Source organism: Photobacterium andalusiense (assembly GCF_900185625.1).
Classification (GTDB): Bacteria; Pseudomonadota; Gammaproteobacteria; order Enterobacterales; family Vibrionaceae; genus Photobacterium; species Photobacterium aquimaris.
Genome location: NZ_FYAJ01000001.1, coordinates 835,669 through 855,564 on the forward strand (window position 1 = coordinate 835,669; position 19,896 = coordinate 855,564).

General features: G+C 38.4%; 12 protein-coding genes. 2 read left to right on the forward strand and 10 right to left on the reverse strand.

Annotated features, from left to right (window positions below; genetic code table 11):
* Positions 1–57 precede the first annotated feature (57 nt).
* Entirely contained in the window at positions 58–573 is a 516-nt protein-coding gene (gene fabA / locus PAND9192_RS03785; RefSeq protein ID WP_045029019.1) for a 3-hydroxyacyl-[acyl-carrier-protein] dehydratase FabA, read from the forward strand.
* A 289-nt stretch (positions 574–862) separates the two neighbouring features.
* Here fabA and rmf read toward each other — a convergent pair whose 3' ends face one another.
* The 10 genes from rmf to pepN all read right to left on the reverse strand — a co-directional run bounded on the left by rmf (position 863) and on the right by pepN (position 18,308).
* A complete protein-coding gene (rmf, locus tag PAND9192_RS03790; protein ID WP_087819751.1) occupies positions 863–1,036 on the reverse strand; it encodes a ribosome modulation factor in 174 nt (57 codons plus the stop codon).
* A 171-nt stretch (positions 1,037–1,207) separates the two neighbouring features.
* Positions 1,208–3,187 (reverse strand): DUF3466 family protein, encoded by a 1,980-nt coding sequence (locus tag PAND9192_RS03795; protein ID WP_087852599.1) that lies wholly within the window; start codon positions 3,185–3,187, stop codon positions 1,208–1,210.
* Positions 3,188–3,197: 10 nt separating this feature from the next.
* Positions 3,198–5,120 carry an ATP-binding cassette ATPase Uup gene (uup, locus tag PAND9192_RS03800; RefSeq protein WP_065168849.1) on the reverse strand — a complete coding sequence of 641 codons (1,923 nt, stop codon included), beginning with the start codon at positions 5,118–5,120 and terminating at the stop codon, positions 3,198–3,200.
* A 5-nt stretch (positions 5,121–5,125) separates the two neighbouring features.
* Positions 5,126–5,386: a glutaredoxin family protein gene (locus PAND9192_RS03805; RefSeq protein WP_087852600.1), complete on the reverse strand. Its 261-nt coding sequence runs from the start codon at positions 5,384–5,386 to the stop codon at positions 5,126–5,128.
* Positions 5,387–7,525, reverse strand: coding sequence for a bifunctional 23S rRNA (guanine(2069)-N(7))-methyltransferase RlmK/23S rRNA (guanine(2445)-N(2))-methyltransferase RlmL (gene rlmKL / locus PAND9192_RS03810; protein ID WP_087819754.1), 2,139 nt, complete (start codon positions 7,523–7,525; stop codon positions 5,387–5,389).
* Between the two features lie 848 nt (positions 7,526–8,373).
* Complete coding sequence (locus PAND9192_RS03815) at positions 8,374–8,916, reverse strand: cell division protein ZapC domain-containing protein (protein ID WP_087852601.1); 543 nt, start codon at positions 8,914–8,916, stop codon at positions 8,374–8,376.
* 210 nt (positions 8,917–9,126) lie between these two features.
* A complete protein-coding gene (gene pyrD / locus PAND9192_RS03820) occupies positions 9,127–10,137 on the reverse strand; it encodes a quinone-dependent dihydroorotate dehydrogenase (protein WP_087852602.1) in 1,011 nt (336 codons plus the stop codon).
* Between the two features lie 277 nt (positions 10,138–10,414).
* The gene (locus PAND9192_RS03825) at positions 10,415–15,235 is read right to left on the reverse strand and encodes an NAD-glutamate dehydrogenase (protein ID WP_087852603.1); all 4,821 of its coding nucleotides are present in this window, start codon (positions 15,233–15,235) and stop codon (positions 10,415–10,417) included.
* Positions 15,236–15,318: 83 nt separating this feature from the next.
* Positions 15,319–15,537: a DUF2835 domain-containing protein gene (locus tag PAND9192_RS03830; RefSeq protein ID WP_087852899.1), complete on the reverse strand. Its 219-nt coding sequence runs from the start codon at positions 15,535–15,537 to the stop codon at positions 15,319–15,321.
* 140 nt (positions 15,538–15,677) lie between these two features.
* A complete protein-coding gene (gene pepN / locus PAND9192_RS03835) occupies positions 15,678–18,308 on the reverse strand; it encodes an aminopeptidase N (protein ID WP_087852604.1) in 2,631 nt (876 codons plus the stop codon).
* 376 nt (positions 18,309–18,684) lie between these two features.
* Here pepN and pncB point away from each other — a divergent pair, with 376 nt between their 5' ends.
* Positions 18,685–19,884 (forward strand): nicotinate phosphoribosyltransferase, encoded by a 1,200-nt coding sequence (gene pncB, locus PAND9192_RS03840; RefSeq protein WP_087852605.1) that lies wholly within the window; start codon positions 18,685–18,687, stop codon positions 19,882–19,884.
* Positions 19,885–19,896 lie beyond the last annotated feature (12 nt).

Consider the following 19,896-nt stretch of genomic DNA (forward strand, 5'->3'; position numbering starts at 1 on the left):
TAGCGTACACGTGTAAGCTAAATTGCTAGCATACTTTTGAAGGAGTAAATGATTCTAATGACACGCCAGAATTCTTATACACACGAAGAACTAGTTGCATGTGGTAAAAGCGAGCTATACGGTCCTGAATTTCCATCACTACCAGTAGATAATATGCTGATGATTGACCGTGTTGTTAATATCTCTGCTGAAGGTGGAGACCATGGCAAAGGGTTTATCCATGCGGAATTAGATATCAATCCTGATCTATGGTTCTTCAACTGCCATTTCATTGGCGATCCAGTTATGCCTGGTTGTCTTGGCCTTGATGCTATGTGGCAACTTGTTGGTTTCTTCCTAGGCTGGTCAGGCGGCGAAGGTAAAGGTCGCGCACTCGGTGTAGGTGAAGTTAAATTCACTGGTCAAGTATTACCAACAGCGAAAAAAGTAACTTACGATATTCAACTTAAACGTGTTATCAACCGTAAGCTTATTATGGGTGTCGCTGATGGCCGCGTACTTGTTGACGGTAAAGAAATCTACGTAGCTAAAGATCTTAAAGTAGGTCTGTTTAAAGATACCGATAACTTTTAAGTTTTTTCCAGTTTAAAACATTCAAGCTCTGAAGCCTGCTTCAGAGCTTTTTTTATCTCATCTTTATTTGTCCACCAGCAAAAAACGTAAAATATAAATACTGGCTATTTTCCTATAATTACCATCTTACTTGGTAAAAAAATCAAGCAAATAACAAAAAAGATTGCATTTCATCGCGACAGAACAAAACCCAAATAGTAAATATGATAGCAATTATCATAACTTTACCACAATAAAAAGCCCCTTCTCCTAAGGGGCATCAGAAAGGTTAACCATGAGGGAGGTTATCTTATTTATAGAGACCTTGTTGCATGTCCTCTCTTGCGTCTCGCCAACCGCCTAACCAATTCGTACGGGCGTCTGTACCGTTGTACGGACAATCATCTGTAGAACGGCCATTCAAACCGGCTTGATAACCTCGAGCTTGTGCGCGTTCTAAACGATCCCGCTTTTGTCTCTTCATAGTTCGATCCTCATTCCTTATCTGTTGGTACTTTTCATTACAATAAAGTAATGAAGGAGTGTAATAACTCCTTTATTAAAAATGGGTCAAATTTCGAGATTGATCAAGCCTAAAAACAAAACGGGCTCACAATTTGTGAGCCCGTTGCAATTAAATAATTTAATTAATAAATTATTTTCTTCTTCTGAAACCAATAAAGCCTAGTGCTGTCAAAGCTAAAATGCCTAAAGAACCGCCAGAGCGCTTATAAGGCTCATCTTCATCTTTTGCGCGAGGTTGAATAACTGCATCAGTATTTTTAGGTACTAACTTAACAACAACCTGTTGCTCATTACCATTACAAGATGCAAGTTTACTTAAATTCTCATAACCACCAGCACAATAGAATGCTGTTGCTGAAATCACGCCAGCATCATTAATACCAGTAGCATTCATAATACGATATGAGTTGGCAATAGAGTTAGCAGCACCGCCATCATTGGTTAAATCATCAAGCATCCAAGCTCCACCCGTCGTTAACGGACCTTGAGCTGTTCCATTGATATAAGTAAAGGCACGATGACGCGCTTCTGCACCATTACTTGCTTCTATATCAACCCAACCGACAACTTGACCATTATTATTGATCGCAGCTGCGTTACTGTTTGAATCTTTAAAGAACAATGAAGGTGCTAGTTGATCAAAAAACTTAGCATTTCCCTGACCCACTTGATAAATAAATGCACGTTGTGGTTTCTCACCATTTCCTTTTGCATCACCAACAATCACAGAACCACTATTAACACCATTTGCCATCGTATAAGTAAAATCACGATCATCACCTGGCTTAATATCCAAACCAGGAATTAAAGTACGTTTCCATGACGTTAAATCAGCAGACGCTGTAAAATATGCGGCCTGCATGGCATAGAAGTCGTCTCTAACATCTGCAGTAGAGTAACCTACAGCAATAGGAGTACCATCAGACTTTAGTGCAACAGCTTGTGCCGATGCTTGGAATGATAAATGTTCATCATCAGGATTAACAGCGGCTAAATTAGAACCAATTACTCCAGACTTCGTAATACCACCATTACCTACTAACCAGAAAGCTGCTTCGTTAGCAAAGGTGCTAAATTGACATTCCCAATGATTATAAACATCAGTAGGATTAGTTGCACATGCACGATATGTATTATCATCAAAGTTTATCCCAATATTTACATCATCATTATTAGGTTTATGACGATCAATATCGTGCGTGTAAGACTCCGCAAAAGATGAAGAACCAACAACTAATAATCCATCAGCTGTTTTAATTGCATCATTAGCTGTTGTTTGCCCCATCGTTTTTACAAAAGCATCACCAGAGACAGGAGGTAATAATGTTAACGCTTCTGTATTGGTATTAACAAAGCCACGCTTTTCAAAAGCTCGAGGATGAGTACTTGCTTTATTCGTTAAAAGTGCTGATGATGTTGTACCAAAATTATAATTGTCAACAACACCATTAACTATTGCGTCAGTTGTAAAATGATCGTCGGTTGAGTCTATACTAACAAGACCTGCCTTTTTTTGTTGCTCTGTATAACCACTGAATTCATCAGCCTTTGTTGCTATACGTTGATCATTAACTAGTGCAACGATATTTGAGTAATAGCCTTTTGTCCAAGCAGCCTGCTTTTTCTGTAAACCACCTAAGCCTTGACCATCTTGCTCATTACCATCTGTATATTCATCACCAAAATATTGATTTTTAGCCCAAATATCACAAATGCCATAACCAAGGTTATTACTACAATAGTTATCTAGTTGAGATAGCGTTGTTATATCTTGTCTGTTTTGATTGTACGGTGTGGTATCTGCAATCGGTGTTCCCTCAGAACCACGTTTAGCAACACTTGTTACAGTGTAATCATCAACTGTACAATTTGTATCAGTAAAACAATTCGCATCAACGGCAGATTGTTTAATCCCCGTACTTGATAAAGTGATCGGCGTACTATTTGCGTTAGCTTGAGCTTCTGCAAAATAATCTTGATTCGCAAGTTGTTTAACACCTGCACTATCATCATTTGCAACAGGTACAATCGTATACACAGCAGCATTGGCTTGTGAGGCACCAGCAATTAAAATAGCAAGTGTAGAAAGCTTTAAAATCTTATTTGGCATTAGGGTTCCTTTACATCGCGTCCAGTTCTTCCCATCGTTCAAATGCTACTTCAAACTCTTGTTCTAACTTAGCTAAAGCTGTTAGCGTCGCTTGAGTATCATTCTTCGGATCCGAGAAGAACGCAGGATCATTAACTTGTTCCTGCAATTTTGCGATTTCATTTTCTAAGTCTTCAATTTTTTGCGGTAAAGCAGCTAGCTCATGTTGAAGTGTAAAAGATAACTTCTTACCTGCACGTTTAGGTGTCGCTTGTTGCTGTTTCTGTTCTTGATCAGCTTTTTTCTTTTTTGCTAATTCAATTTGAGCAGCCTGCTCTTTCGCTTGATTGGCATAAGAATTAGCGCGCTGAGATTGAGCATCATGGTAACCGCCAATGTATTCGTTAACAACGCCATCACCTTCAAAAATCCAGCTTGTAGTCACAGTATTATCAACAAATTGACGATCGTGACTTACTAAAAGTAATGTCCCTTGATAATTGGCAAGAATATCTTCTAAAAGTTCCAATGTTTCGATATCTAAATCGTTTGTTGGTTCATCGAGTACCAATAAATTATTAGGTTTAAGGAACAATTTCGCCAATAATAAACGGTTTTTCTCACCACCCGATAACGCTTTAACCGGAGTACGAGCACGACGTGGGTGGAATAAGAAATCTTGTAAGTAACCTAACGCATGACGTGTTTTGCCGTTAATAGTCACTTCTTGCTTACCATCAGCAAGGTTATCCATGACCGTTTTCTCTGGATCTAGAATTTCACGGTATTGGTCAAAGTAAGCCACTTCCAGTTTAGTACCACAGTGGAAGTCACCTTCTGTTGCTTGTAATTTATCAAGCATCACTTTAATCAGCGTACTCTTACCACAACCGTTAGGACCAATTAATGCAATACGATCGCCACGCATGACATTAAAGCTAAAGTCTTTAACGATTTGCTTATCACCGTAACTATAACCAATATTTTTAGCTTCAAAGACAATCTTGCCTGAACGGTTAGCATCTTGTAGCTGCATATCAGCCTTACCAACAACGTCACGACGCTCACTACGTTCATTACGTAATGCTTTAAGCGCACGTACACGACCTTCATTACGAGTACGACGTGCTTTAATGCCTTGACGGATCCAGACTTCTTCTTGAGCAAGTTTCTTATCAAATAAAGCGTTTTGTTCTTCTTCTACGCGAAGTAATTCAGCTTTTGCGTCTAAGTAACCTTCATAGTCACCAGGGAATGACACTAATTGACCACGATCTAAATCAATAATGCGTGTCGCCATTGAACGAATGAATGCACGATCGTGAGAAATAAAGATTATTGACCCGCGGAAATCTTTAAGGAAACCTTCTAGCCATTCAATGGTAGTCACGTCAAGGTGGTTCGTTGGCTCATCCAATAATAGAATATCAGGATCACATACAAGCGCACGCGCAAGTGCTGCTTTACGTTGCCAACCACCCGACAAATCAGTTAATAAAGTATGTGGTTCTAGTTTTAAACTTTCTAGTACTGCGGCAATACGTGTATCAAGCTGCCAACCATTATGATGATCAACTTGTTCTTGAATACGTGCTAGCTTATTAATGTTTGCTTCACTAGGATCTTCTGTTACCAAATCTAACTGATGATGATATTCACGCAATACACGACCAGCATCAGCAAGGCCTTCTGCAACATAATCAAATACAGAACCTTCAGCATTACGTGGTGGATCTTGCTCTAAGCGTGAAACTACTAGCTCGTTTTGACGTTGAATACTACCGTCATCAAGTAATACCTCACCAGCAATCACTTTCATTAATGTCGATTTACCTGCGCCATTACGACCAACAAGACAAACACGTTCATGAGAATGAAGAAGGAATTCTGCTTTATCAAGTAAAGCATGATCGCCATAGGCCAGTTGGGCGTTACTGATTTTAATTAGTGCCATCTTTTTTAACCAAGCTCATTAGTAATTAACCATGTTGCTATCCTATTTCGATCAAACGGCCAATGAAGTTCTGGCGTTGAAATAGTGTGATCATCATGATTTGAAATTGAGAGTACGGGTATTGTTACACCGTAACGAGAGAATAAAGCATCGTCAAAGGCAATATCAACAATGCTTACTTGATGCTGCACACCCATCTCCACCAGCAAACCATAAGCTTGCTCGCAGAGATGACATCCTTGTGTGCTATAAAGTGTTATTAACACTTAGTCTTCCTTGTGGGTAATAATCCAACAGTTATGGATTTGCTTATTCTTAGCGAAATCAAGTGGTAATGTCTTATCTGAAATATTCTTAGCATGTAGACCAAGTTCAGTTAATTTCTCAAGATCCATCTTGAAATGACGCTTATTGTTAGAGAACACAATTTGTCCATCTGGGCGCAGCATACGCTTTAGATTTTCCATCAACATAATGTGGTCACGTTCGATGTCAAATGTCTGCTTCATACGCTTAGAGTTTGAGAACGTTGGTGGATCGATAAAAATCAGATCAAACGTATCGTCAACTTCTTGTAACCATTGTAGACAGTCAGCTTGAACAAACTCATGCTGATTACCTACTTGATTATTAAGCTCCATGTTCTCTTGAGCCCAACGCAAGTACGTATTTGACATATCAACCGTTGTTGTTGATTTAGCACCACCGACTGCAGCATGAACAGTTGCTGAACCTGTGTAAGCAAATAAGTTAAGGAAATCTTTCCCTGCTGCCATCTTACCAAGCATACGACGAGTAATACGGTGATCTAAGAATAGGCCAGTATCAAGGTAATCATAAAGATTCACTTTAAACTTAATCCCATATTCATCAACGATCATGTGGCGTTCAGCACTTGACAGTTTTTGGTATTGGCTACGACCTTTTTGACGCTCACGTACTTTTAAAATAACTTTATTTGGCTCAACACCTGTTACTTCAATCGTGGCACGTAGTACATCCATAATACGACGACGGGCTGTTTCTTCGGAAACCGTCTTTGGTGCTGCGTATTCTTGAATGATAAGGTAATCATTGTATTTATCGATAGCGGCATTGTAATTAGGAAGATCTGCATCATAAATACGGTAACACTCAACGCCTTCACGCTTAGCCCACTTACCTAACTTAGCAATATTCTTCTTCAAACGGTTAGCAAAATCAGGTGCTACGTCTTCTTGAACAATAACGCCTTCTTTTTCGCCGTCTTCTTTCTTAACACTACCAGCAGTAATTAAGTATGTTTTAAGTACACAATCAAGCGCACCGTTACTTAATTTAAATTGTTTATCTGCACGCATACGCATACAACTTAGCAATTCATTTGAACCAGAGTAGATAGCTGCAACTGAACCTTCAAAAGCCAGCTTTAAACGGTTACCAAACTCTTTGTATAATGAGATAAGTTCAGATGTTGTACCTAAACGCTCACCGTAAGGAGGGTTACAAAGAATGATACCTGTATCAAAACCTTCAGGACGAATCAGTTGTGTTGCATCACCGTATGCAAAGTCAATCAGACTCTTCACACCAGCACGACCAGCGTTATCACGAGCGATGGCTAATACACGTTGATCCATTTCACGACCAAAGAACTTAGTCGTTACTTTTGATGGACCACGACGCGCTTTCACTGTCGCTTCAGCATGAATTTCTAACCATGCTTCTTTATCAAAGTCTTTAATTGATTCAAAGCCCCAACGCTTACGTTTAAGGCCTGGTGCAATTTCAGCAGCCATCATAGCGGCTTCAATCACGAGCGTACCAGAACCACACATTGGATCTAACAATGCTGTTTCTGGTGTCCAGCCACTTTTCATCACCAATGCAGCAGCATGGGTTTCACGTAAAGGCGCACGACCGGCTTCGCTACGGTAACCACGTTGGTGTAAACCGCTACCCGCCATATCTAGGCCAAGAATACCTTTCTCACCAGAAAGTCGCATATGAATACGTAGATCTGGATTTTCACGATCGATATTAGGGCGACGAAGATCCGCTTTAGTAAAACGGTCAACAATCGCATCTTTGATTTTCATCGCACCGTATTGGCTATTACGGATTTCGCGGTTAGTACCATTAAAATCAACCACAATACGAGTATTGCTATCAAAGTGGCTCATCCAATTAATCGCCGTTGCGCCTAAGTATAAGTCCATATCATCACGGACATTAAACTCACTCAACACTTGGATGATTCGAGAGGAAATACGTGTCCATAAACAGCAACGATAAGCCATTGCTTGATCGGCTTTAAAACGGACACCGGCATGCACAACTTGAATGTTTTGTGCACCTAATTGTTCTAGTTCATCCGCAAGCAAGTTTTCTAGGCCGCGGGAAGTAATCGCTAAATATTGATTCATGGCGTTCTTTTCACACTAATATTGCGTCGAATTATAACTGAAATCACATTAAATACCTCGCTTTTAGCACAATCAATTCACGAATTAAGTGAAAAAAGCAGCCTTTGATTCCTTATCAACATTCTCACTGACCTATTTGGATAAAAATTCATCGCAATAAAGATAGTTTCCCACAAGGAATAATAGAGCGATAAATATCGCAGCCTTGTGTTAAATTTAATACAAAACCAATTAAACACAACAGGAAACAATATATAACCTACTGTATTTATTAAAATAAAATAACTAAAAATAGTATACAAACAAAAAAACTCATGAGACACCTCAAAGCAAAAACATCGAAATGGAATAAATGGAATACAAGTAGGCAAATTTAATACGTCAATCATCAGTTATTATTAAACAAGGAAGTTATTTGATTTGGTTTGAGATTAACAACAATAAAAAAGCCATTTTCTCTCATAGTTTACACAACATTTATGGTTATTTTTTATACTGAAATGACTGTTTTTTAGATCATGATCACATATTATTCATAGTTAATATCACTTTTTTATCTTTGCTTTGATCTAACACCACCAGCAAGATCAAGTAGTGATCATTATTTGATGAAAATCACAATGCACTTAAGCAACCATATAACGTTAACCAAACACAAACCAAAATAGATTGCAGCAATAGATTCGTAGTAGGAGTAATGCACAGCACAATGACTTAGTTAAAAGTGGGGATCTTTAATTTGAAACGAGGAATAGCAATAAAATATAGGAAGGAATAATAAATGAAATGATGAGACGAATAGACTTAAGAAAACAATCAAAATAAGGGAGCTACATAAGAGTAACTCCCTACCCTACTAACGCAAAGCCCATCGGCAACGTTCCAGAATGAGGTGAAATGCGATTATTCATTACTCGAATAGTATCTGAAAAGTTAAGCTCCTTATTATGATCGAGTTTTATTGGAGCAACATCAGCCAACATGCAGAGACTTGAATTACCATCAGTTTCTATAATAATAAACCGCGCATAATCATCAGCTGTTTTTAAAATAACCACCTCACCCCAATCAGGATCGATACCTGCTTGTGGAACAAAAAACCAACTTCGTAACATCAATGGTTTTTGAAATCTATACGCAGCAACTGCATTTAAAGCTAGTTCAGATTTACGTGCCTCTGATAACGGTAAATTAACCATGCCTTCTTTAAACGTTTGGTAAGCTGCAACATCGGCCACAGTGAAGATTTGATTTGAAATAGATCTTGCTTCAACGGTTAATTGCTTTATTGGTATAGACACACAAAACAATAACTCATTACCCAGTTCTAGCATTAATGTATTTCTCTTAGTATCAAATTGCCAATACCAAGAATTATTAGGTGTTAACATAACATCCTCTTTAGCTTGCTATGCGTCTAGATTATTGACAAAATTTTACTTCACCAATGGTAAATTAAAAGAGGAAAGTTTTGGAAAATACATTTACGTTAAATCTGTATTTTTGTGAGATTTTTAATTTTTATATATAAAAAAGCCAAATTGAAAATAATAATCAATTCGGCTTAATCAATAAAATGAACTTTACATCATGCTGGTATATTAAAGGCCATTAACAATATCTTTAACTAAGCGTGGACCATGATAAATAAATCCGGTATAAACTTGAACTAACTGGGCACCAGCTTGAATCTTTTCACGTGCAGCCATTGCTGAATCGATACCACCCACACCAATAATCGGTAGTGCGCCATTCAAAGCAATCGCCATTTTACGGATAACATCAGTACTCTTGTTTTGTAATGGACGACCACTTAAGCCTCCCATCTCATCACAATGATCCATACCCTCAACCATTGTACGATCTAGCGTAGTATTGGTACCAATAACACCATCAATCTTATTTCGAATGAGTGATTCACATACTTGAACAATTTCTTGATCATCAAGATCTGGGGCGATCTTAAGTGCAAGTGGAACATATTTTCCATGTTTTTCGGCAAGCTCTGCTTGTTTTTGCTTTAATTGTGCTAATAAGTCATCTAAAGCTTCACCGTATTGTAATGAACGTAATCCCGGAGTATTTGGTGATGAAATATTCACCGCAATATAACCAGCATACTGATAGACTTTTTCCATACAGATTAAATAGTCTTCAGCGCCCTTTTCAATTGGTGTATCTTTATTTTTACCGATGTTAATACCAATAACACCGTCATATGTAGACTTCTTCACGTTCTCAACTAAGTTATCAACCCCAAGGTTATTAAAACCAAAACGGTTAATAATGCCCTCCGCTGGAATTAAACGAAATAAACGCGGCTTATCATTTCCTGACTGAGGACGTGGGGTTACGGTGCCAACTTCAACAAAACCAAATCCCATTGCGCCAAATGCATCAATACATTCGCCATTTTTATCAAGGCCAGCAGCCAAACCAACAGGATTTTTAAACGTAATACCCATCACTTCAACTGGACGTTCTGGAACATTTTGACGATAGAAGAGATCAAGTGGAGTACCAGTAAAGCGAGAAAAGTTTTGAATAGCGAGGTCGTGTGCTTTTTCTGCATCCAACTGGAAAATAGCGGATCGTGCGATGCGATATAACATTATAACTCCATTAAAAATCCCGTATAAACGGGGTGGTATTATTCACAGTTATAGCGCTAAATACAATCCCTATTAATTTGATTATCATCAATAAAACATAGACTTATAATTTACCTCAATATTTACAATGAGTTATAAACTGCTCTTGTTTAAAATAAATACCACGAAAAGCAAACGTTTTCGTTGGTGCGCATAAAAAACCACATCAATTAACAATCACGGCTCATTATTATTACTAATTTCAACATTTTATCAACTTTCTAATCGTTATTTATACTCACCCACGGGACTGAGAATGAAGGTTCAATAGAGTCAACTCTCTTAGTGCAACAGCAAATTTAGCAAATTCATGCACCGTTCCTATTTTAAATTCGGTTAATACACTCTCCCAACGCTGAATAGCGACTGGATGCTGATCAACCCATTGACTAACACAATCTTGTGGTTGAGCCGATACATATTGAATAACAGATACCGTTAGTTGTCGCTGCTGCAAATCTAACTCTTCTCTAAATGATGCTCTTGCTAATGCTTGCCAATGATTTTCTACTGGCTGATTATTAATTTGTTTCAAAAACCAATGGAGTGATAAATCGACCCCAACCAAAAAGTACACTTGAGCAATATGACTTACCGTCTGTTGTTGCTGATCGGCTATTTGGCCAATATCAAGCGCACAATATAGACTAGATAAACGTACAATATTATCAGCTAAAACTTGAGGTACACCGACACTGATAAACTGCTGAGCTTGATGTTGATGTTCTTTAACTTCATCAGTGACAAGGTAACTCTCTAAGTTTTTCTGCAAATCTATAATATAAGGCTTATAAAAACCAATCTGCTGCTCTATCGTTAACTTTCTATCCCGATTACGTAGCAACCATCGTGTTATGCGGCGTAACATTCGACGACACTGAAACAACATATCATATTGAGTATCCGCTGTTAGTTGATTATCTAATTGGCGAATAGCTACGTATAATTCAGGAAAATTGAAAATTTCACGACCAACAACATAGGACGATGCAATATCAATAATTGAAGATCCTGTTTCTTCTTGTAATCGTGTAACAAAATTGCAGCCCATTTCATTGGACATCTGGTTTGCTAACGCAGTCGCTATAATTTCTTTGGTTAACGGATGATGAATCATCTGTTGCTGATATTTTTGTAATGCTGATGGAAAATAGGTTATTAACTGATTACGATGAAAAACATCATTAGCAATATCTTCATTTTCTAGTTGTTGTTTAAGGATCATCTTGCCGTACGCCACCAGCACTGATAATTCAGGTCGAGTAAGGCCGATAGCTGCTTTTTCTCTTTCAATTAAGGTTTCATCATCAGGTAAATACTCCAGACAACGATCTAACTTCCCTATCCGTTCTAAATGATGAATAAACCGAATTTGCTCTTTAAGTAATGCTGTTTGTTGATATTGAGTCACGGAAATAGACTCACTTTGACAATAAGCATCATCTAATACTTGCTGACTGACATCCGCTTCCATTTGATCTAATAACACATTACGTTGCTTATAAGTCAAATCACCTTCTTCAACGAGGTTATTAAGCAAAATTTTAATGTTCACTTCATTATCAGAACAATCAACACCCCCGACATTATCGATAAAATCACAATTAACCCGTCCGCCTTGTAGAGCATATTCAATTCGCCCTAATTGAGTTAAGCCTAAATTCCCACCTTCACCAACAATCTTTGCTTTTAATTGGTGGCCATTAATACGCACCCCATCATTAGCACGATCGCCAACATCAGCATTTGATTCCGACATGGCTTTTACATAAGTTCCAATACCGCCATTCCACAACAAATCAACATCAAGCTGTAATATCAATTGAATCAATTCATTTGGTGTGCAGCTGTGCTTTTTCGTTTGCAGTCTTTGTTTGATTTCTGGCGTGAGTTTAATCGATTTACTACGGCGAGAAAAAACGCCGCCACCAGCAGAAATCAGTGTTGAATTATAATCTTGCCAACTCGAACGTGGCAGTTTAAATAACCGCAATCGTTCTTGAAAACTAATCTGTTCATCAGGGGCTGGATCAATAAAAATATGTTGGTGATTAAAAGCCGCAATTAGTCGCGTATGTGATGAAAGTAACATACCATTACCAAACACATCACCACCCATATCGCCAATACCAACACAAGAAAATGGTGTTGCTTGGCAATCAATCTCTAATTCACGAAAATGACGTTTAACAGATTCCCATCCGCCTTTAGCTGTGATCCCCATCTGTTTATGGTCGTAACCATGTGATCCCCCCGACGCAAAGGCATCACCTAACCAAAATTGATAATCAGCAGCGATAGAATTGGCTAAATCAGAGAAAGTTGCAGTCCCTTTATCGGCAGCAACAACCAGATAAGGATCATGATCATCATGACAACGCACATCAACAGGTGCTATAACATTGCCATCAATAATATTATCGGTAACATCAAGTAGGGCTTCTATAAAATGTTTATAACAACGCATTCCTTCTTCAATAACGTCTTGACGTGTTTTTAATTGCGGCTGCCGTTTACACACAAAGCCGCCTTTTGCACCTACGGGGACTATTACGGTATTTTTAACTTGTTGGGCTTTCACTAAGCCTAATATTTCGGTTCTAAAATCTTCTTGTCTATCAGACCAGCGTAACCCGCCACGAGCAATCTTCCCTGCCCGCAAATGCACACCTTCAATATCAGGAGCATAAACAAATATTTCAAACATCGGAATCGGTGCTGGTATATCAGGAATATGTGTTGGTCGAAGTTTTATCGCTAAACAATGTTTTGGCAGATGTTGACTATCTTGCTGATAATAATTCGTTCTTACTGTTGCTAGGATCATATCAATGTAGCGCCGAAGGATACGATCATTATCTAAGCTTTCGACTAAATCTAACTTTTGCTCCAATTTTTCTACTGCCAGTTGCTCACTCACCTTAGAATGATGGCATTTTGTATTAAAGCGTAATTGAAACAAGTTTATTAAATCGCATGCAATATCATTATGGTGAGTTAACGTATCTTCTATATATTGCTGACTAAAAGGAAATCCTATCTGGCGCATATACCGTGCATAACAACGTAAAATTGTCACCTCACGTCCGGTTAATCCACCATTAAGCACTAATCGATTAAAGCCATCACTCTCTAGCTTTCCTTCCCAAATCAACGCTAATGCACTTTGAAATCGATCTCTCGCTTCAGTTAAATCAATACCACCACAGCGACTATGTAACATTGAAAAATCAAGCACCCAATAAACCGTATTATTCGCCGTTGTTACTTGATATGGCGATTCACCAACAACCCGTAGTCCTAAGTTTTCAAGCATCGGCATCACATCAGAAAGATAGATAGGCTGAGTACGATGGAAAAGTTTAAGCTTAATAACATTGGAATCAGTCGCTTCTTCTTGAGGACGATAAAATAACATCCCCAATTTATGGCTATCACTTAATTGTTCCAATTGCAGTACATCTGCAACAGCATAACCTGGTAACATTTGTTCTTTATACGAACGAGGAAAGGCATTGATGTATTTTTTTGCCACCGCAATCCCTTTGCTCTCACCAAGATTAGCCACTAAAGCATGAGTTAATCGATCCTCCCACAATAAAGCGACCTCAACTAAATTATGCTCAATAGCCTTAACATCTATATCACTATTATTATTTTCAACCCGCACAATATAATGTGTACGTGCTAATCGGCTTTCAGAAAAAAAAGTAGTAAATTCAACATTTTCATCAGAACTTAGATACGTTTTTAATATTTGTTGGGTTTTTCGTCTTAACTCGGTGTTATAACGCTCTTTACTGACATAGACCATGCATGAAAAAAAACGCCCAAAAGGATCACGTCGAATAAATAACCGCAATAAATCACGATTTTGCATTCTCACGACGCCCATACCGACTGCCAACATTTCATTTTCATTGGCTTGAATAAGCTCATCTCGAGGATAGGTTTCTAAAATATTATTGAGCGCTTTCCATGAATATGATCCTTTTGAATAACCACTAGCTTGCAAAATACGACTAACACGGTTGCGTATAAGAGGGATATTATCCACTGTTTGATGATAAGCACTTGACGCATATAAACCAATGAAGCGATGCTCACCAATAATATTACCTTGCTTATCAAAACGTTTTATTCCTACATAATCAATATAAGCAGGACGATGAATGCGTGATTTACCATTACTTTTAGTAAGGATGAGAACTTCGGGTTTTTGCGCCTCGACACGGGCCGATTCTGGCAAGCTAGATAATCGAAATGTGGCTGCTGATGTTGTTTTCGCTAATAATCCTAAGCCACTATTTTTAACCGGAGTCAGTTCATAATCTGCTTCAACTACATTAAGATCATAAGCATGATAGCCCATAAAGGTAAAATTATGCCTAGTTAACCAATCTATAAATTCAAGTGCTTCTTGGCAATGCACCTTAGAAAGTGGTAAATCATGGTGGTGTAATTCAGAAGCAACTTGCAATAACTTCTGTTGCATTGGCTGCCAATCTTTTACCACCAGCGTAATATCTTTCAATAAACAGGCTAACTCACGCTTTAACTGAGCGATTTCAGCATTTGTTGGTAAACGATCGACTTCAATATGAAATAATGTTTGCTGTTCACCCTTGTTGCTACACGCTTTAACAATCTTTCCATCATTATCACGCTGAAACCGATACGGGCCATTAAGCATCAAATGACTGGTTATACCGAGTCGGTCTAATACCATACGTACTGAATCAACTAAAAATGGCTGATCTGGCGTTACTATCTCAACCACTGTATGGGTAGATTTCCAGCCATGCCGACTCACACTGGGGTTATAAACTCTAACAGATATATGTTCAGGTTTATTCATGGCAAGATGTTGCCATAAACTTAAAATCGCACCATAGAGGTCAGATTCATTACGCTGTAACAGATCGTCATCAGCAAGTTGACCTAATAGTTGCTTAGCAAGCGTCATCACTAACGCATTTTGAGGGGGTTTTACTTTAGTTGAAATTAAGTCATATACTTTTTCTAGTAAAACGGGGACGATATTGTCGGGTGCTGTCATACATACGCTCCAACATCCTTATAATTATACTGATAAGTATAGAGTTTGATGCTGGTGGTGTGACGTTTTAGGCTAGAATTATTCTAAATACGTTCAATTGTCTCAAATTTGTTATCGTTATTTACGTATAAACGAAACTTTCCTACCACTCCGGCATGAGTAAGAAAACCACGTAACCTTACAGCTGGCAGTTGAAGCTTTAAACCTCCATCGGTTAATACCACCACACTACTCGCCGCACCAGAATAGTGCTGCAAAAAGATATTGTAGCTAATATTAACGTTAAACGTAAAACTGCGCATCATTAATTAACCTATCTCTAAATATTTAACATGACAATTAAAAAGATGTAAAACAATAACATAAAATAAAAGCCAGTCACTAATTAAGTCACTGGCTTTTGCTTACACCTACATATCGATAACGTTAAATCATTAATCGATTACTTTTGATCAAGTGCTTTTTGAACTTTTTCAAACAAATCTTTTGCTAAGTTATCCATCGCAGCAAGTTTTTCAAGTTGTTCACGCATCAACTGCTGACGACTTGCATCGTATTGGCGAAGTTTTAGTAGTGGCTCAATTAAACGTGCCGCTACTTGTGGATTACTGGTGTTTAGAATCGTTAGTATCTCAGTTAAAAACGCATAACCAGAGCCGTCTTTAGCATGGAAATGTACTGGGTTATTAGCACTAAAGCTAGCTACTAAGCTACGTGTACGGTTAGGGTTTTTTAAACTAAATGTCGGATGATTCATAGTATTACGCACATTTTCTAATGCGTCAGCCGCAGGGTTTGTACCTTGCAACATAAACCACTTATCCATCACTAGGCCATCATGGCTCCACTTATCACTGAAATCAGCCATTTGCTCTGCGCGACAATCTAGTTGTGCATTATTAGCAGCCGACATTGCAGCCATCGTATCAGTCATGTTGTCAGCCGCTTTATATTGCGCAGCAACAAGTGCCTCACCTTGCGCTGTATATGCTAGGTATGACAAACACTTATTACGCAGTGCGCGTTGTGCCATTGCCGCATGATCTAAACTATAACTCTCTTGAGTTAAGCTGTGATAAATCGCACTAAACTCATCTTCCATTTCAGAAGCAAGTAATTGTGTAAATGCACCGACAACCTGATTGATCGCATCCACGTCAACCGTTGTGTACCAACCCGCTATTTCATTCTCACTTGGAAGCGTTAGCATTTCGGCAATGAAGGCAGGATCAAGATTTTCATCCAGTAATGCACCACGGAACGCATCAATAACAGCATCGGGTAAGGTTACAGGATGTCCTTGCTGTACTTGGGCTACATTTTGACGAATGTATTTCGCCAATAACATTTGTCCAGCATCCCAACGAGCAAATTCATTTGATGCGTTAACCATTAAGAAAATCAACTCATCATCAGTGTAATCATATTCTAAGATCACTGGTGCAGAGAACTCACGTAACATCGAAATCACAGGTTGCTCTGTAACATTATCAAATACAAATGTTTGCTCTGCTTCTTTAACATCCAGTACGTTATGCACTACTTCGCCATTGATTTGTAAGTCAATCACTTCACCTTTGCTATTGTATAGCTCAATATCAAAAGGAATATGTAGTGGCTGCTTTTCAACTTGCTCTGCTGTTGCTGGTGTTTGCTGCTTAATCGTGACAGCGTAACTCTTAGATTCAGCATCATACGCAGTTGAAACACTAACAACCGGTGTACCAGCTTGACTATACCAACGACGGAAACGATTCAAATCAACCCCTGATGCGTCTTCCATTGCTTGTACAAAATCATCACAGGTTGCTGCAGTGCCATCATGACGATCAAAATACAGTTTCATGCCTGCTTGGAAATTTGCTTCACCTAATAAGGTATGCAACATACGAATCACTTCACTGCCCTTTTCATACACAGTTAAGGTATAGAAGTTATTCATCTGAATCACTTTTTCAGGGCGAATTGGATGTGACATTGGGCCGCGATCTTCTGCAAATTGTGGGCCACGAACAATACGTACATTGGCAATACGGTTAACAGGTCGAGAGCCTAAATCTGAAGAAAACTCTTGATCACGGAAAACCGTGAGACCTTCTTTTAGGCTTAATTGGAACCAATCACGACAAGTCACACGGTTACCAGTCCAATTGTGGAAATATTCATGACCAATCACCGCTTCAATGCCTTGATAATCAGTATCTGTAGCAGTATTTGGATTGGCTAATACAAATTTAGAGTTAAAGACATTAAGACCTTTATTCTCCATTGCACCCATATTAAAGAAATCAACCGCTACAATCATGTAGATATCAAGGTCGTATTCAAGGCCGAAACGTTCTTCGTCCCATTTCATTGAATTTTTAAGTGATGTCATCGCATAATCAGCGCGATCCAAGTTACCCTTATCGACAAAAATCTCTAACGCAACATCACGCCCACTCATGGTAGTAAATGTATCACGCAATACATCAAAATCACCCGCAACTAAAGCAAATAAGTATGAAGGTTTTGGGAATGGGTCTTGCCATTGAACCCAATGACGACCATTATCAAGCTCGCCTTGCGCAATACGGTTACCATTACTTAGCATGTAAGGAAACGCGGCTTTATCTGCAATAATTTTAGTTGTGAATCGTGCTAATACATCAGGACGATCTAAATAGAACGTAATACGACGGAAACCTTCTGCTTCACACTGGGTACAGAAACCACCGCCAGATTTATACAGACCTTCCAGTAAAGTATTAGCTTCAGGATTAATTTCAGTTGTAATCGCTAATTCAAAATCAGCCGGTAGATTTGTTAACGTCAAATGCCCTGACAGCTGGTGGTAATCTTGCCAAGCTTGGCCGTTTACAGTCACGCTGATTAATGTTAAATCATCACCATCTAGTATTAATTCAGCATTAGCCTGTTCACTCAGTCGTACCACATGGCTAATAGCAACAACCGTTGTTTTGGTATCATGAAGGTCAAATGTCAGATCGATATCCGTAATGGTGTAATCAGGCGAGCGATAGTCTGAACGATATTTTGCTGCTGGTTGAGTCACAGTAGAATGTTCTGTCATTATTTTTATATCCTTTATGATTACTCTAATGCTGTATGCATGAGCTACCGATTAATGTTGGCTGTTATATAATATTGTGTCAGCAATAACACTTTTCAAGCATAAGTTTATAGACAATATAGTTAATTACTAACGTAAACGTTTACGTATTAATATAGCAATACACGTCGAGATGATTAATGCAACAGTCACAATGGCTAAACTTGATATTCCTTGACGTAGTTCACCTCTTAGGTCACAATCCCACACCAGTTAAATAGTTTAGTTATTTATTTACTAAACTTTATAAACCATGTCCAAGACATTGAATTTAAAGATCCTATAATTATAAAAATAAATTCTTTAAATTTATCAATTTGAGTATCTACTACCAGATATGAATAATAACAGACACAATAATGGGGTTATAGACTCCCTGCTTGATACTGATGCTTATAAGCTTCATATGCAACAAGCAGTATTCCATCAATATCCAGGCGTTGAAGCTGTGGCTGAGTTCCATTGCCGAAGCGATGAAGATCTACGCCCTTACGCTGCTGAAATTAAAGCACAAATTGATCATATTGCGACCTTATCTTTCACTCAAGGCGAACTCGACTTCTTATCGACTCTGACTTTTTTTCATGCCGATTACCTTGCGTTTCTAAAAGATTTTAAACTGAATGCTAATGATGTAGACATTGATACATCAGGTGATCAATTAGCGATCACTATTCGTGGTACATGGCTTGATGTGATTTTATGGGAAGTACCACTGCTTGCCATTATCTGTGAAATTCGCTGTAAACATGTTTATCCACAAGCTACTACAGCGATGGCTATTGAGCAGTTAAAATCAAAAATTGATCGCTTTTATCATGATGCTAAAAAATGTGATTTAAGCCAATTTGCATTAGTAGATTTTGGTACGCGTCGTCGTTTTTCAAAAGACGTTCACCACCACGTTGTTGACTACTTGAAAGATAATATGCCTGAATTTAAAGGCACATCAAACTATTACCTTGCTTATACTCGCGGTCTAACCCCTGTTGGTACTCAAGCTCATGAATGGTTTCAAGCGCATCAACAGCTGTCGGGTGAATTAGCTGACTCTCAACAATTAGCGCTTAATCGCTGGTTGCAAGAGTACCCTCATGATTTAGGTATTGCACTCACCGATTGTATTAATATGGATGCCTTTTTACGCGATTTCGATCAGCGTCTTTCTGAGCGTTTCATTGGCTTACGTCATGATAGTGGTGACCCTATTTCTTGGGGTGAAAAAGCCATTGCGCACTATAAATCGTTAGGTATTGATCCTAAAACGAAATCGTTAGTATTTTCTGATAGCTTAACACTTGATAAAGCATTAGTAATTTATAAACACTTTAATGATCATATCAATGTTAGCTTTGGTATTGGCACACAACTAACTTGTGACTTACCTGGCGTTAAAACACTGAATGTCGTTTTGAAACTGACAGAATGTGAAGGCCGACCAGTAGCCAAAATTTCAGATGAGCCAGGGAAGAGTATTTGTCGAGATGAAGACTATCTTGATCAATTACGTACAGCTTTTCAACTCGTTAACGAATAATGACTTAGTAAA